The following is a 14,704-nucleotide window of genomic DNA, read 5'->3' on the forward strand; positions in this document are numbered from 1 at the left end:
CCGGTCCACATCGGTAGCGTGGGCGCATGCCCTCCCTGCTGCACATCGACTCCTCCGCCGACCTCACCCACTCGCGCTCCCGCGCGCTGACCGCCGCGTTCGCCGACGCGTGGCGCGCCCGCGGTCCGGAGTACACGGTGGTGCGCCGCGACCTGCACGTCGACCAGCTCCCGCACCTGGAGAGCTCCGCGCTGCACTGGGCGGTCGCCGACCGGACCGCAGAGGAACAGGTCGACCCGCAGGCCGACGCACTCCGGCAGGAGGTCATCGACGAGCTCCTCGCCGCCGACGTCGTCGTGGTCGGCGCGCCGCTGTACAACTACACGGTTCCCTCGACCCTCAAGGCCTGGATCGACCGCGTCCACGTGCCGGGGGTGCTCGCCGGTGGCGTCCAGCCCCTCGCCGGCCGACCGGTCGTGACGGTGGTCAGCCGCGGCGCGACCTACGACGCCGGCACCCCGACCGAGACGTGGGACCACGGCTCCCCCGTGCTGCACCTGATCCTCGGCACCACGCTCGGCATGAAGCTGTACCCGGTCACCGTCAGCGCCACCCTGGCCGACCGGATCCCGGACCTCGCGGCCCTCGCCGAGCACGCCTCGGCCGAGTTCGCCGACGCGCGCACGACGCTCGAGCGCCTCGCGACCACGGTCGTCTGACCCGACGAGCGGCACCGCCCGGCGTCAGGCCGGGCGGACCTCGTCACCGCGGCCGAGCAGGTCCACGTGGAAGGCCGTCTGCGTGAGGGCGCTCGCGAGCAGGAAGCCCGACATCGAGTCGATCCCGCCGCTGAACGGCACGCGGGACGCCACCTCGAACAACGTCGGCGACGACAGGTCGTCGAGCGCACCGGCCACATGACAGGTGCGCTCCTCACGGTGCCGGACGAGTGCGCGCACCCGGGTCACGACGTCGCGGAAGCGGTACTCGTGCCCCGGGCAGACCTCGAGGTCGCCGTAGCCCTCGAGTCGCACGAGCGAGTCGAGGTACTGCCCGAGCGGGTTCGCACCGGTCCGGCCACCCAGACCGATCCCGGAGTTGATCCGCGGCAGCACGTGGTCGCCGGTGAAGAGCAGACCGTCCTCCACGTCGACGAAGCACAGGTGGCCGGCGGTGTGCCCGGGGGTCCAGAGCGCCCGGAGCCCGCGGCCGGCGACCGGCAGGAGGTCGCCGTCCTCGACGAGCAGGTCGGCGAGGGGTTCCTCCGTCCGGCCGAGCCCGATGCGCCGCCCGCTCCCCCAGGCGGCGACCACGCCCGCGCGCAGGTCGTCCGGCAGGCCCCAGGTCGCGATGTCCGCGTCGTTCGCGACGGCGTCGTCGTGCTCGCGGCGCAGGGCCTCGACCTCGAGCCGGTGCATCGCGACCCGGGCGCCACTGGCACGCCGGATCGCTGCTGCCGCCCCGAGGTGGTCGGCGTGCAGGTGCGTCACGACCACGAGTCCGATGTCGTCGACCGACCGGCCGATGTCGCGCAGGCCGGCCCGGAGCACCTCCGGTCCGTCTTCGGACGCCCACCCGGGGTCGATCACCGTGAGCACGCCGTCCGCGCCCTCGACCACGTACGCCAGGGTCGCGTCCGCGACGCCGGAGCGGAAGGGCACCGCGATCGTCCAGATGCCGGGCCGGACCTCCTCGACGGGCGGCAGCACGCCGTCGTGGAGCGCGGCGGCCTGCACGGGACTGATCGGGTCCGGAGCCGGCGCTGCCGGAGGGGGCACGGTCGTCACGGCACCACCGTAGCGACCGCCGGTGACGCTGCGCAGGCGGCACCGCGCCTCCCGGCCCGACCCGGTGGGGACGGCCGAGTAGACAGGACCCATGGAGATCGCACCGATGCTCGCCAAGGCCGTCGCCACCGTCCCCGATCCCGACAGCGTTCGGGGCGGCCTGCGGTACGAGCCGAAGTGGGACGGCTTCCGCGGCATCGTCACCGTCGACGGCGACGACGTCGAGATCGGCAGCCGCGGCGCGAAGCCCCTCACCCGGTACTTCCCGGAGCTCGTCGACGCGTTCCGCGAGCAGTTCGGCGGACGCGACCACCCAGTCGTGCTCGACGGCGAGGTCGTCCTCCGATCCGGCGAGCGCGGCGCCGAGCACCTCGACTGGGAGGCCCTGTCGCAGCGCATCCACCCCGCCGAGTCCCGCATCCGCAAGCTCAGCGTCGAGACGCCCGCGCAGTTCGTCGCGTTCGACCTGCTCGCCGTCGACGGATCGGAGCTGGTCGACCTGCCCTTCGACGAGCGGCGGCAGCAGCTCGAGACCCTCGCCGAGGGCATGCGCGCCCCGCTCTTCGTGACGCAGACCACCCTCGACGTCGACCTCGCCCGCGAGTGGCTCACCACCTTCGAGGGCGCCGGCCTGGACGGCGTCGTCGCGAAGCCACGCGCGAAGCCCTACGAGCCGAACAAGCGCACGATGCTCAAGGTGAAGCACCACCGCACCGCGGACGTCGTCGCGATCGGGTACCGCGTGCACAAGAGCGGCTCCGGCGTCGGGTCGCTGCTCGTGGGGCTGTACGACGACGGGGGCGAGCTCCGGCAGGTCGGCGGGGTCTCGGCGTTCACGGACAAGCGACGGCGCGAGCTGGTCGAGGAGCTCGACCCCGTCGTGCTCCGGGATGCGGACGGGAGGCCCGTCACCGGTGACGGGGAACGCTCACGGTTCTCGTCGGGTCGCGACACGTCGTTCGTCCGGCTGGCGCCGGAGCGGGTGCTCGAGGTGCGGTACGACCAGATGGAGGGCGACCGCTTCCGACACACCGTGCAGTTCGAGCGCTGGCGGCCCGACCGGGACGCCCGATCGTGCGGGTTCGAGCAGCTGGATGTCCCATCTGCGTACGACCTGCGCGACGTGCTCCGCTGACGGTTGCACCGTTCACCTGTCGACCAATATGCTCACAGTAGTTAGGCTAACTAGCGACATCGAGGACGCGGCCTTCGGGTGCGGGGAACGGGAGCGGGACATGATCATCGACGGCATCAGCGACGCACACCGCGGCACCTGGTCCCGCCTCACCCGCCTGCACACGGCGAGCGTGACCCTCCCGATGCACACCTCGCGCGTGGCCGAGACCGACCGGCGCAGCGAGGACCTCACCGCGGCCTGACGGCTCAGGCGGGCGGGCGCGCTCAGGCCTTCTTGGCCCGTGACGGCTGCACGCGGGGCGGCTCCCCCGGCATCTTCGGGAAGTCGGGCGGGAACGGCAGCTCACCGAGGCCGTCGCCGAGGTCGCGCTCCCACCACGCGAGCAGCGGCGCGATGTCCCCGGGCTCGTCGTGCATCGTCTCCCAGGGGTCTCCGGTCGCCGCGAGGCGTTCCGGGACCGACCGGATCGTGAAGGTGGTCGGGTCAGCGGTGTCCAGTTCGTCCCACGTGATCGGCGTCGAGACGCTGGCGTGGGCGAGCGCACGCGGGCTGTACGCGCCCGCCATCGTCCGGTCGCGGTTCGCCTGGTTGAAGTCGACGAAGACGCGCTGGCCGCGCTCCTCCTTCCACCACGCCGTCGTCACCTGGTCGGGCATGCGCCGCTCGAGCTCGCGGGCGGCGGCGATCACGGCGTGCCGGACGTCGAGGAACTCGTGCTCCGGCTCGATCGGCGCGAACACGTGCAGCCCGCGGTTGCCGCTCGTCTTGATCCACGCCGACAGGCCGACGTCGGCGAGAACCCGGCGGAGCTCGTGCGCGACCGGCACCGTGTCGTGGAAGTCGGTGCCCGGCTGCGGGTCGAGGTCGATGCGGAGCTGGTCCGGGTGGTCGGGGTCACCGGCACGGCTGGCCCACGGGTGGAAGACGACGGTGTTCATCTGCGCCGCCCACACGGCGACCGCGGGCTCGTCGATCACCAGCTGCGGGTGCGAACGGGCGCTCGGGTACGTCACCACGACGTCGCGGACGTAGTCGGGCGCACCCTTCGGCGGGTTCTTCGAGAAGAACGAGTCGCCGTCGATCCCGGCGCCGTAGCGCTGCAGGGAGATCGGGCGGTCGCCGTTGGCCCGGACGAACGCGTCCCCGACGGTCACGAGGTACTGCGCGAGTTCGAGCTTCGTGATCCCGGGCTCCGGGAAGAGCACCCGCGACGGGCTGCTGATCCGGACCTCCCGGTCGCCGTGCGGCCCCGGGACCGTCAGCGTCGTCGCCTCGCTCGCCATGCAGCGGACGATACACGCCGGCGCCCTCCCCCGCCCCCTGCGCCTTCCCCCGCCTTCCCCCGCCTTCCCCCGCCCTCCCCCGCCGAGCGGGCCACATCCGTCACGCTCACCGCCGCCGACCGACGGATCACGCCCGGTCGGCGCACCACGGACGGCGCGTCCTGCCCGCTCGGCGACGGCTGTGGAACGGCGAGCGAGCGCAACCGTGCACGATGGAGGAGTGACGGCGTACCTCGGGGTGGACCTGGCGTGGGGCCTCGGCTCAGAACGGAAGCCCGCGAACGAGACCGGTCTCGTCGCGATGGACGCTGACGGAGCGATCACGGACGCCGGGTGGGCCCGCGGGGTCGACGCCGTCACCGACTGGATCGCGGAGCACCTCGGGCCGCGGACCCTGGTTGCCGTCGACGCGTCCCTCGTGGTGACGAACCCGACCGGGATCCGCGAGGCCGAGCGGCAGGTCGGGCAGCGCTACGGCCGGTGGAAGGTCGCGGCGAACCCGACGAACCTCGCGTCCGCAGCGAGCGCCGGCGCCCGGCTGCTCGACCGGCTGACGGACCTCGGCGTCGGGTACGTGTCGGACACCGCGGGAATGCACGCGCGGACCGGCCCGGCCGCGTTCGAGTGCTACCCGTACACGACGCTCGTCGGCGTCGAGGAGCTCGGCTACGACGTGGAGCGACCCCGCTACAAGCGCCTCGACCCGAAGGTGCCCGCCGCGGAGGCCCGAGCAGCGCGCGCCGCGGCCTTCGACGACCTCGTGCACCGGCTCCGGACGACGCCGCTCGACCCGCCGCTGTCGCTCGACTCCCACCCGCTCACCGCCGAGCTCGCCGACCCTTCGGTGCTGCACGGGCCGACGCACAAGCACCGGGAGGACCTGCTCGACGGCGCCCTGTGCGCGTGGACCGCCGCGTTCTGGGAGCGGCACGGCGACCGACGGGTGCAGGTGCTGGGAGGTGATCCGGCCCTCCCGTCCGACCCGGTCGACGACGCGGGCCGGAAGCCCGTCGTGGTGGCACCCGCCCGCCCGTCCCAGCGGCGACCCGCTGAGTAGGCTGACGACGTGAGCACCACCCCTGAACCCCTGCGCATCGGGCTGGTGTCGCTGCACACCTCCCCCGGCGACGAACCCGGCTCCGGCGAGGTCGGCGGCATGAACGTCGTCGTCCGTCACCAGGCCGAGGCACTCGCGGACCGCGGACACCACGTCGAGATCATCACGCGGCGCTCCGACCCGACGCAGCCGGACAGCGTGTCGCTCGTGCCCGGCGTCTGCCTGCGGTTCCTGTCCGCCGGCCCCGCGCAGCCCGTGCCGAAGGGCGAGCACGACGCGTTCATCGAGCCGTTCCGCCGCGGGCTCGAGGCACTGGGACCCTACGACGTGCTGCACTCGCACCACTGGTTCTCCGGCGCGGCCGCACTGCCGGTCGCCCGCGAGCGCGGCGTCCCGCACGTACAGTCCTTCCACTCGATCGCCGCCGACTCGGACACCCCGCTGTCCGAGGGCGAGCGCCCGGAGTCGGCCGGCCGGCCCGCCGGCGAACGGCTGCTGGCGCAGGAGTCCGACGCGGTCGTCGTGGTCTCGGCGGCCGAGGCGTCGACCGTCCGGGACCGCCTCGGCGGCCGCGACGACCGGGTCTGGATCGTCCCGCCGGGCGTCGACGGGTCCGTCTTCCGACCGGCGGCCGTCGGCGCGCGTCGTGCTGCCTCGCCGTACGTCGTCGCCGCGGCGCGCGTGCAGCCGCTGAAGGGCCTGGACCTCGCCATCGAGGCGGTCGCGGGCATCAGCCGGGAGGCACGCCCCACCCTCGTCATCGCGGGCGACGCCTCGAGCGAGGCGGGCGACCACGTGGCGGAGCTGCGTCGGCTCGCCGCCGCGCACGGCATCGCCGACCGCGTCACCTTCATCGGTCCGCAGTCGCGGGCCGACCTGGCGTTCCTGTTCCGGGGCGCGGCAGCCGTGCTCGTGCCGTCGCACTCCGAGACGTACGGCCTCGTGGCGCTGGAGGGTTCCGCTTCCGGCGTGCCCGTCGTCGCCGCGGCCGCCGGCGGGCTGCGCGAGGCCGTGGTCGACGGCGAGACCGGGGTGGTGCTCGAGTCGCGCGACCCGGCCGTGTGGGCAGCCGAGATCGAGCGCATCCTGACGGACACCGACTACGCCGCCGGCCTCGCCGCGGCCGGGCGGGAGCACGCCGAGCGCCTGAGCTGGGAGCAGTCGGCGGCCGGGCTCGAGGACGTCTACCGCCGGGTGCTCGGGCGGGCCTGATGGCCGACGGGAGCCCGTCGACGGCGGACGGTCGGTTCGACGGGTTCTGGGCGGCGCTCGACGCGGTGCCGGTGGCCGACGACGCCGAGGCGCTCTACGACCCCGGCACCCCGGACGGTCGGCTCCGTCGCGCGAACCTCGCGGCCTACCTCGAGCACGTCGGGACCACGGCGGACACGCTGCTCGTCGCCGAGGCCCCCGGCTGGCGTGGGATGACGAACACGGGCGTCCCGTTCACGAGCATGCGGGAGCTCGACGCGCTCGGGTTCCCGGTGCAGGCCCCGCCCGCGCCGACGGCTCCGTGGGAGGCGTCCTCGCGCGTCGTGCACGCCGCACTGTCGGACTGGTCGGGGCCGCTCCCCCTGGCGTGGGCGATCTTCCCGCACCACCCGTTCGTCGCGCCGGACCGGCTGACGAACCGGACGCCGCGGCCGGCCGAGGTCCGCGACGGCGCGCCGGTCGCGCTCGCGCTGCTGCGGACGCTCGAGGCCGACCGCGCCGTCCGCGTGGTCGCCGTCGGGCGGAAGGCGCAGGGGGCGCTCGCGCTGGCCGGCATCGAGGCCGAGGCCGTGCGGCACCCCGCACAGGGCGGCGCCGCGCAGTTCACCGAGCAGGTGCGGGCGCTGCGGCGGTAGCGGGCGCGGTCGCGGGCGCGGCGGGCTCGCGCCGGCCGTTCTGCGGCGCGGTCGCACACGACCTGCGACATCGCACGCGTCGTTCGACGAGCGCGATGTCGGACGATGCGCCGGCATCCGGTGCGGACGCACGGAGCGACATCACCCGTGTCGATCGACGCGTGGAACGTCGCAACCCCGCCGCCGACGACGACCGGGACACGGGCCGGTCAGGCGGACTGCACCTCGACGCCCTTCGCGGCGAGCCGATCGGCGACGTGCGCGGGCAGCGGTGCCGCGGCGTAGACGGTGGCCAGGGCCGGGAGGTCGAGCAGGTCGTCCCAGTTCTGCGGGTCGTACCGGTCGTCGGAGCCGTCCCAGCCGGGGTGCACGTCCTGCAGGACCTCGAGGTCGGTGTCGACGGTCAGCTCGGTCACCAGGGCCAGGTGCGACGGCAGGAGGTCGAGCTCGTCGTAGTACTGGCGCGCGCGGTCGTCCTGGCCCTCGACGTCCAGGTCCTCGCCGGTGTCCTCGTCCTCGTCGGGGGCGTACGGCTCGAGCACGTCGAGGTCGTAGCAGAGGACGTCGAGCACCAGCAGCTTCGCGTTGAAGTCGGCGAACTCGACGGGTTCTTCAGTGGTGTCGGAATCGTCGTACATGGCTCGGAGCGTAGCCACCGCCCCCTCGGAAGCGCTCGGCTGCCGCGCTACGGGCGTGTTGCGACCTCCGGGGAGGAGTCTGAGGAAGTTGACAGCGAGCCTCGAACCGGGAAAGGGTGACGCATGGCCACCACCAACACGGACCGCCAGCAGCAGGAACAGCCGACGCTCAAGCGCGTGCTCGGCCCCAAGCTGCTGCTGCTCTTCATCGTCGGCGACATCCTCGGCACCGGCGTCTACGCACTGACCGGGCAGGTCGCGGCCGAGGTCGGCGGAGCAGCGTGGCTCCCCTTCCTCATCGCGTTCGCGGTCGCACTGCTCACCGCGTTCTCGTACCTGGAGCTCGTCACCAAGTACCCGCAGACGGCGGGTGCCGCGCTCTACGTGCACAAGGCGTTCGGCATCCACTTCGTCACGTTCATCGTGACCTTCATCGTGATGTGCTCCGGCATCACGTCGGCGTCCACGGCGTCACGTGCGTTCGCCGCGAACCTCGGCGTCGGGTTCGGGCTCGAACTGCCGAACGCGGTCGTGATGCTGATCGCGATGGGCTTCATGCTCGCCGTGATGGCGGTGAACTTCCGCGGTGTCAGCGAGAGCGTGAAGACGAACGTCGTGCTCACCCTCGTGGAGCTGTCCGGGCTCGTGATGGTGATCCTCATCGGCTTCTGGGCGATCGCGGGCGGCAACGCGGACTTCTCGCGGGTCGTGATGTTCGACACCCCCGAGGACAAGTCGCTGCTGCTGTCGGTGTCCACCGCGACGTCGCTGGCGTTCTTCGCGATGGTCGGTTTCGAGGACTCGGTGAACATGGCCGAGGAGACCAAGGACCCGTCGCGGATCTTCCCGAAGGTGATGCTGACCGGCCTGGGCATCACCGCGGTCATCTACGTGCTCGTGTCGATCTGCGCCGTGGCGATCGTGCCCATCGGCGAGCTCGCGGGCAACGAGACGCCGCTCGTGACCACCGTGCAGACCGCCGCCCCGGACTTCCCGATCGCCGACCTGCTGCCCTTCATCTCGATGTTCGCCGTCGCCAACACCGCGCTGATCAACATGATGATGGCGTCGCGCCTGCTGTACGGCATGAGCAAGCAGGGTGTCCTGCCCGGCTTCCTGTCGCGGGTGTCGCCGACCCGTCGCACGCCGTCGACGGCCATCGTCTTCACGACGGCCATCTCGCTGCTGCTCATCGGCTGGGTCTCGCTCGACCCCGACTCCCCCATCGTCGTCGTCCTCGGCGGCACGACGTCGCTGCTCCTGCTGTCGGTGTTCGCCGTCGTCAACGCCGCGGTGCTCGTGCTCCGGCGCGACCGCGTGGAGCACAAGCACTTCCGCGCCGGGGTCGTGATCCCCGTCATCGGTGTCGTGACCTGCGTGTGGCTCGTGGCGCCGTTCTCGTCCGGACGCGACCCGCAGCAGTACCAGATCGCGGGCGCACTCCTGGCCCTCGGCGTGCTGCTCTGGGTCGTCACGTGGTTCACGCACGGCCGGAAGCAGGCCGAGAAGGCCCCGACCGGGTTGGTCACGGAGCCCACGGCGGTCGTGCACCGGGACGACGACCGCGATCCCGGCGGCTCCCGCGACTGACCGGCGGCGCGACCGCCCGACGGCGCGACACCCCCGATCGGGCGGGTGCGGTTCCCAGACGGTGCACCTACGCTCGTCGTGCTCTGCACTCGACGGGCCGCGGCACCACCGCCGGTCCGCCTCGCCCGGAAGGACCCCCGCATGCGCCGCGCCGGCATCACGATCGCCTCGGTGTTCGGCGCCGGCGTGGTCGCCGCCGTCATCGGCGTGGTCGTGGTCGTCGTCATCGCGGTGCACTCGCTCACCGGCGCCGCCCGCGAGGTCACGGCGGCCCCGGCGTGCCCCGAGAAGCCGTCGGTCACGATCGGCGGCATCGTGGTCCCCGCCGGTCCGGTCGGCGGCTTCTGCCAGGACCGCCTGGTGAACGCCGCCCACGTCATCGACGCCGCGCAGGCACTCGGCATCGGCCCGCACACCCAGGCGGTCGGGGTGATGACCGCGATCGGCGAGTCGAGCCTCGTGAACCTCGACCACGGCGACGCCGCCGGACCCGACAGCCGCGGACTGTTCCAGCAGCGCGACAACGGCGCGTGGGGCACCTACGAGCAGCGGATGGACCCGTACACCGCGGCGACGATGTTCTACACGAAGCTCGTGAAGACCCCCGGCTGGAAGACGATGTCGCCGACCGAGATGGCGCACGCGGTGCAGATCAACGCGGACCCCGACCACTACGCGAAGTTCTGGCCGGAGGCGAAGGCCGTCGTCGAGGGCCTCACCGGGCAGACCGTCCCGGACACGGCCCCGCAGGGCTGAGCTCGAGGTCGTCGGGCTCGTCGGCATCGAACACGCGGGTACCCCCGGCGTGCACGACAACCTGCGCACGCAGCCGCACGGCACGTTCCGCGAAGGCGCGGTCGCACGCCTCGACCCACTCCCGGTCGACGGGGAAGAGCCGGGTGGCGCCGGGGCGTTCCCAGACGAGCACGACCTCCGTCGCGGACTCGTCCACGCAGACCTCGGCCACGAGCGTCGCGAAGTCCTCGACGTGGTCGTCCGGCTGCAGCGGCAGGTCCGACACCGGCAGCAGGAACGGCACCGGGAGCGCCCGTTCGTCGAGGAACAGCACCCAGCACTGTCGTCGGAGCGGCTTCCCGACGACGCCCGTCACGAGGGCGACGACGTCGGCGTCGGTGCGGGCGGGTGTGGTGAAGAGGTGGTCGAGCACGTCGGTTCCGGTCATGCTCCGAGCATCGCGCCGACGCAGCCCCCGCCCAGCACACCGGCACCCGGTTGTGGACCGACGCCCTCAGCAGTCGGACTGTGCAGGAGGACGCCCGTCAGACACCGTGCTGCACGGCGCTGTCGACGAGCAGCAGGGCCCCCGAGAACACGACGACCTGTGCCGCGATGCCGACGAGCGCGACGGGCCACGCCCACCGACGCCGCACCAGTCGCAGCACGCACGCGACCGTCACCGTCACGAAGACGAGGGCCACGACGACCGGCCCCGCGTACACCACGGCACCGCCCAGCCCGACGTCGCAGGCGTTGCCCGGGGCCGAGCACGAGTGGAAGGCCATCGACAGGAAGACGATGCCGCCCGCGGCGGCCACCGACTCGACCGCCGACAGCACCAGCAGGACGACCGTCGTGACCACGTCGACGACGTGCCGGCGCCCCTGGAGGGTGTGCCGCGCCTCCCGTCCGACCGTCGGCGACCCCGGGTCGTCCCGCACGGCCGTCCCGACCGCGGTCCGCCGCCCGGACGCGACGTCCGGGTCGTGCGGCGCGGCCGGCCGGACCATCAGCGACGGGCGCCGGCGGAGCCGCGCGTCGACCAGAGGGCGGCCCAGATGAGGAGGGGCTGCCCGAACAGCCGGGCGACGCGCTTCTCGTCCGTGTCGAGGCCGAACGCGCTGCGGCGGTTGACCCACTGCGAGAGGTTGCCCGGGAAGATCACCGTGAAGAACAGCGCCGCGATGCTGCCGACGGCCTTCCGCCGACGGCGCGGCGCGAGCAGGATCGCGCTCCCGAGACCGATCTCCGCCACCCCGGAGGCGAGCACGGTCGTGTCCGTGTCGAGCGGCACGAAGTCCGGGACCTGTGCCCGGAAGTCGCGGCGGGCGAAGGTGAGGTGGCTCGTGCCGGCGAAGACGAGCGCGAGGCCGAGGAGGACACGGACGAAGGTACGCATGCGTCCACTGTGCTCGCTCGCACCGCCGCCGTCCGGCGTGGCGGCTGGGCCGGCTCCCCCGGCAGTCCCCCACGCTGGGACGCGCAGGTGCGCCCGCAGGTCGGTACATTCGGACGCATGGGAGCCGTCGCTCGGGACCACGAGCCACCCGCCGCGCTGGCGACGGTCTCCGTCCTGCTCGCCCCGCTGTCGCTCTGGATGGGCATCATCGTCCCCGCCGCGGACATGGCCCGGCACGTGTTCCTCGGTGCGGTCTTCGGCATCGTCGGCGTGCTGTGCGGCCTGCGGGCGGCCCGCATCGCCGGCCGGCGTCGGGCCGTGCGGGTGTGGGCCTGGGTGGGTCTGGTGCTCGCCGCGATCGGCCTGGTGATGATGGCCTGGCAGCTGCTCACCTTCGCCACGGGCGGCGGGTTCCCGCCGCCGTTCTGGTCGCCCTACGCGCGACGCTGAGCCGGACGGGAGGCGCGGGTCGTGCCCGCCACGGCCCTCACCACCCGAGGGTGCCCGGGCCGCCCTTGAACGGTCCGACCACGCGTGAGGTGATCCACCCGCCGTAGAAGTCGCCCTCCTGCGCCTGCACCACCTCGCCGCCGACCTCGCACGAGTCCATCGCCGACGGGTAGATCGCGACCTTGTCGCGGAGGTCCTCGTACCCCGGCTCCGGGGTCGGGTAGTTCCACGCGGCACGGGGTGCGACGACGCCGTCCCCGCCGACGACGTCGAAGTAGCGTGCTCGGCCCTTGAACTCGCACATGCTCGAGCCGTCCGCCGGGCGGAGCTCGACGCCCGCCATCGGCACGTAGTACACCGGCGGGTGCGAGGTCTCGAGCACGCGGACGGCGTCGGTGGTGTCGACGACGACCGATCCGCCGAGGCGGACGACGACCCGTTCGGGCACGGCCTCGACGGCGGGCGGGCGGGGGTAGTCCCAGACGGACTCCTGGCCGGGTCCGGGTTGGGTCCTCGATGTGGGGCGCATGGGGACGGGTCTACCACCGCCGCCGCAGGAGGAGCAGAGTGGGCGCGTGACGACGACGACACAGGGCATCTTCCGACGGAAGCCGATCGACACGATCGACGACGGCGCCGAGGGCGAGGGCGGCGAGGGCGGCCTGAAACGGCACCTCGGCCTCTGGCAGCTCACCGCGATCGGCATCGGCGGCATCATCGGCGCCGGCATCTTCACGCTCGCGGGCACCGTGGCGAACGGGGTCGCCGGCCCGGCGGTCCTCATCAGCTTCCTGGTCGCCGGCGTCGCCAGTGCTGCCGCCGCCCTGTCGTACGCCGAGTTCGCCGGGCTCATCCCGAAGGCCGGCAGCGCCTACACGTACGGGTACGCCGTGCTCGGCGAGGTCGTCGGCTGGTTCATCGGCTGGGACCTGCTGCTCGAGTACACCGCGATCGTGGCCGTCGTCGCGATCGGCATCTCCGGGTACGTCGGCTTCCTCGTCGGCCAGTTCGGCATCGACCTGCCCGCCTGGATGCTCGGCGCGCCCGGCACCGGTGACGGCCACGTGGTCGACGTCTTCGCGATCGTGCTCTGCCTGCTCACGGCCTTCGTGCTCACCCGTGGCATCCGCAGCGCCGCCCGCTTCGAACTCGTCGCGGTCGCCATCAAGGTCGCGCTCGTGGTGCTCATCGTCGTGCTCGGGGTGTTCCACATCAACAGCGCCAACTACTCGCCGTACTTCCCGTTCGGGTTCGGCGGCGTGATGACCGGCGCCGCGACGGTGTTCTTCGCCGTGTTCGGCTACGACGCCATGTCCACCGCCGCCGAGGAGTCCACCGACGCGCGGAAGCACATGCCGAAGGCGATCCTGCTGTCGCTCGGCATCGCGATGGTCCTCTACGTCCTGGCGACCCTCGTCCTCACCGGGATGCAGAAGTACACCGACATCGACCCGGCCTCGGGCTTCTCGTCGGCGTTCGCGTCGGTCGGGCTCGGCGGCGTCGCGAACGTCATCGCGATCGGGGCCATCGTCGGCATCGTGACCGTCCTCGTGACCTTCATGCTCGGAGCGTCGCGCGTCTGGTTCTCGATGAGCCGCGACGGGCTCATGCCGGCCTGGTTCGCGAAGACCGACCCGAAGCGCCACGTGCCGACCCGGGTCACGTGGATCCTCGGCATCGCGTCGGCCGTGCTGGCCGGCCTGCTGCCGATCGGCATCGTCGCCGAGCTGACGAACATCGGCATCCTGCTCGCGTTCGTGGTGGTGTGCTCGGCGGTGATCGTGCTGCGCTACCGCCAGCCCGATCTCGACCGGCAGTTCCGGCTGCCGTTCATGCCGGTGGTGCCGATCATCGGGGTGGTCGCGTCGCTGTGGCTCGTGACGTTCCTGCAGTGGGAGACGTGGGTGCGCTTCGCGATCTGGTTCGCGATCGGGCTCGGCGTGTACTTCGGGTACTCGCGGAAGCACAGCAAGCTGGCGGCGCCGGAGGGCTGAGCGGCTGGGGCGGCTACTCCGCGACGACCCACACGTGCTGCGCCTCCCACCCGTCCGGCACTGAGTCGCGGTACGCCGCGAGCGCCGCCGTGTAGTTCGGACCCGACGCCCCGTGCTCCCGCGTGGCCGTCGACCGCGCCGTCGCCCGGATCGTGGTCTCCCCCGTGGCCTTGCTCTCGACGGCGTTCGTCTGCGTCAGCGCGAACCCGTCGAGGTCGAGCGCGGCGACCGCCGCCTCCTTCGCTGCGACCACCGAGGTCGCGTACCCCTCGGCCTCGCGCGTCTCGGTCGAGCGGATCGTGCCTCGCAGTGTCGTCACCGGACCAGTATGACCGGCCCGAGCGACCGCTCGGCGACCGGCCCGGTCGCGCTCAGGCGTCGCGCCGGTGCTTGCCCCTCGACGCCGTCGGGTCCGCCATCGGGTGGTTCCGGAACCAGCGGAGCAGCTCCCGCGGACGGCTGGCGTCGGCGCTGTGGTCACCCTGGTCGAGGAACGTGCTGAACCCCTCCGGCACCGCGACGCCGTCCGACTCACGGTCGTACGCCATCGACCACTCCGGGAAGCGCCGCGTGTGGATCGACTCCTCGACGAGCAGCCGGACCTCGTCGTGCCGGGGGTCCTCGACGATGCGTGAGTAGGTCGCCATCACCGCGTCGTACGGGCCCTCGAGCAGCTGCATGAAACGGCCACCGCGGTGCACGAGCATCCCGGACAGGCCGTCCTCGGTGTTCCGCGCGCGCGCGTGCTCGAGCACCGCCTCGAGTGCGTCCTCGTCGAACGGCTCGGTGGCGGAACTCATGTACACCAGTGACTGCAGCACGCCTCGATCCTGCCCCTTCCCG

General features: G+C 72.7%; 19 protein-coding genes. 10 read left to right on the plus strand and 9 right to left on the minus strand.

Features of this window, described 5'->3' with window-relative positions; translation table 11 throughout:
• The first annotated feature begins 26 nt into the window (after positions 1–26).
• Entirely contained in the window at positions 27–659 is a 633-nt protein-coding gene (locus tag Cus16_RS03755; protein WP_069711216.1) for an FMN-dependent NADH-azoreductase, read from the plus strand.
• A gap of 24 nt (positions 660–683) precedes the next feature.
• On the opposite strand, the gene Cus16_RS03760 is transcribed toward Cus16_RS03755, so the two are convergent.
• Complete coding sequence (locus tag Cus16_RS03760; protein WP_189319517.1) at positions 684–1,727, minus strand: MBL fold metallo-hydrolase; 1,044 nt, start codon at positions 1,725–1,727, stop codon at positions 684–686.
• Positions 1,728–1,818: 91 nt separating this feature from the next.
• Between Cus16_RS03760 and Cus16_RS03765 the strand changes: the two genes are divergently transcribed.
• Together Cus16_RS03765 and Cus16_RS16185 are read left to right on the plus strand one after the other, a co-directional pair.
• Positions 1,819–2,862, plus strand: a complete 1,044-nt coding sequence (locus tag Cus16_RS03765; RefSeq protein WP_069711218.1) for an ATP-dependent DNA ligase — start codon at positions 1,819–1,821, stop codon at positions 2,860–2,862.
• A gap of 28 nt (positions 2,863–2,890) precedes the next feature.
• Positions 2,891–3,106, plus strand: coding sequence for a hypothetical protein (locus tag Cus16_RS16185; RefSeq protein WP_141718782.1), 216 nt, complete (start codon positions 2,891–2,893; stop codon positions 3,104–3,106).
• Positions 3,107–3,128: 22 nt separating this feature from the next.
• Here Cus16_RS16185 and ligD read toward each other — a convergent pair whose 3' ends face one another.
• Positions 3,129–4,148, minus strand: a complete 1,020-nt coding sequence (gene ligD, locus Cus16_RS03770; RefSeq protein ID WP_069711219.1) for a non-homologous end-joining DNA ligase — start codon at positions 4,146–4,148, stop codon at positions 3,129–3,131.
• Positions 4,149–4,368: 220 nt separating this feature from the next.
• Between ligD and Cus16_RS03775 the strand changes: the two genes are divergently transcribed.
• Genes Cus16_RS03775 through Cus16_RS03785 form a run of 3 tightly spaced genes read left to right on the plus strand, consistent with a single transcriptional unit; the run spans position 4,369 to position 7,052 of the window.
• Positions 4,369–5,205 carry a DUF429 domain-containing protein gene (locus tag Cus16_RS03775; protein ID WP_069711220.1) on the plus strand — a complete coding sequence of 279 codons (837 nt, stop codon included), beginning with the start codon at positions 4,369–4,371 and terminating at the stop codon, positions 5,203–5,205.
• A gap of 9 nt (positions 5,206–5,214) precedes the next feature.
• On the plus strand, positions 5,215–6,417 hold the full coding sequence (locus tag Cus16_RS03780) for a glycosyltransferase (protein ID WP_069711221.1): 1,203 nt from the start codon (positions 5,215–5,217) through the stop codon (positions 6,415–6,417).
• On the plus strand, positions 6,417–7,052 hold the full coding sequence (locus tag Cus16_RS03785; RefSeq protein WP_069711222.1) for a uracil-DNA glycosylase: 636 nt from the start codon (positions 6,417–6,419) through the stop codon (positions 7,050–7,052). Before Cus16_RS03780 ends, Cus16_RS03785 begins: the two co-directional genes overlap by 1 nt.
• A 209-nt stretch (positions 7,053–7,261) precedes the next feature.
• Here Cus16_RS03785 and Cus16_RS03790 read toward each other — a convergent pair whose 3' ends face one another.
• Positions 7,262–7,690: a DUF6892 domain-containing protein gene (locus Cus16_RS03790; protein ID WP_069711223.1), complete on the minus strand. Its 429-nt coding sequence runs from the start codon at positions 7,688–7,690 to the stop codon at positions 7,262–7,264.
• Positions 7,691–7,813: 123 nt separating this feature from the next.
• On the opposite strand from Cus16_RS03790, the gene Cus16_RS03795 reads away from it, so the two are divergent.
• Together Cus16_RS03795 and Cus16_RS03800 are read left to right on the plus strand one after the other, a co-directional pair.
• Positions 7,814–9,280 carry an APC family permease gene (locus tag Cus16_RS03795; RefSeq protein ID WP_069711224.1) on the plus strand — a complete coding sequence of 489 codons (1,467 nt, stop codon included), beginning with the start codon at positions 7,814–7,816 and terminating at the stop codon, positions 9,278–9,280.
• A gap of 141 nt (positions 9,281–9,421) precedes the next feature.
• Positions 9,422–10,036 (plus strand): hypothetical protein, encoded by a 615-nt coding sequence (locus Cus16_RS03800; protein ID WP_069711225.1) that lies wholly within the window; start codon positions 9,422–9,424, stop codon positions 10,034–10,036.
• Here the strand turns inward: Cus16_RS03800 and Cus16_RS03805 are convergent.
• From Cus16_RS03805 to Cus16_RS03815, 3 genes are all read right to left on the minus strand, one after another.
• Positions 9,996–10,463 (minus strand): hypothetical protein, encoded by a 468-nt coding sequence (locus tag Cus16_RS03805; protein ID WP_069711226.1) that lies wholly within the window; start codon positions 10,461–10,463, stop codon positions 9,996–9,998. The two genes, Cus16_RS03800 and Cus16_RS03805, sit on opposite strands and share 41 nt — an antisense overlap.
• 97 nt (positions 10,464–10,560) lie before the next feature.
• Complete coding sequence (locus Cus16_RS03810) at positions 10,561–10,959, minus strand: DUF6264 family protein (RefSeq protein WP_141718783.1); 399 nt, start codon at positions 10,957–10,959, stop codon at positions 10,561–10,563.
• A gap of 68 nt (positions 10,960–11,027) precedes the next feature.
• Positions 11,028–11,417, minus strand: coding sequence for a hypothetical protein (locus tag Cus16_RS03815; protein WP_069711228.1), 390 nt, complete (start codon positions 11,415–11,417; stop codon positions 11,028–11,030).
• A gap of 117 nt (positions 11,418–11,534) precedes the next feature.
• Between Cus16_RS03815 and Cus16_RS03820 the strand changes: the two genes are divergently transcribed.
• A complete protein-coding gene (locus tag Cus16_RS03820) occupies positions 11,535–11,867 on the plus strand; it encodes a hypothetical protein (protein WP_069711229.1) in 333 nt (110 codons plus the stop codon).
• Positions 11,868–11,904: 37 nt separating this feature from the next.
• Here the strand turns inward: Cus16_RS03820 and Cus16_RS03825 are convergent, their stop codons facing one another.
• Positions 11,905–12,396, minus strand: a complete 492-nt coding sequence (locus tag Cus16_RS03825) for a DUF427 domain-containing protein (RefSeq protein ID WP_069711230.1) — start codon at positions 12,394–12,396, stop codon at positions 11,905–11,907.
• 46 nt (positions 12,397–12,442) lie between these two features.
• Between Cus16_RS03825 and Cus16_RS03830 the strand changes: the two genes are divergently transcribed.
• Positions 12,443–13,861 (plus strand): amino acid permease, encoded by a 1,419-nt coding sequence (locus Cus16_RS03830; RefSeq protein WP_069711231.1) that lies wholly within the window; start codon positions 12,443–12,445, stop codon positions 13,859–13,861.
• A gap of 13 nt (positions 13,862–13,874) precedes the next feature.
• Here Cus16_RS03830 and Cus16_RS03835 read toward each other — a convergent pair whose 3' ends face one another.
• Both Cus16_RS03835 and Cus16_RS03840 read right to left on the minus strand, forming a co-directional pair.
• A complete protein-coding gene (locus tag Cus16_RS03835) occupies positions 13,875–14,180 on the minus strand; it encodes a hypothetical protein (protein WP_069711232.1) in 306 nt (101 codons plus the stop codon).
• 52 nt (positions 14,181–14,232) lie between these two features.
• Entirely contained in the window at positions 14,233–14,682 is a 450-nt protein-coding gene (locus tag Cus16_RS03840; RefSeq protein WP_189319518.1) for a BLUF domain-containing protein, read from the minus strand.
• Between the last annotated feature and the right edge of the window lie 22 nt (positions 14,683–14,704).

The sequence above is a fragment of the Curtobacterium sp. ER1/6 genome (assembly GCF_001742745.1).
Classification (GTDB): Bacteria; Actinomycetota; Actinomycetes; order Actinomycetales; family Microbacteriaceae; genus Curtobacterium; species Curtobacterium citri.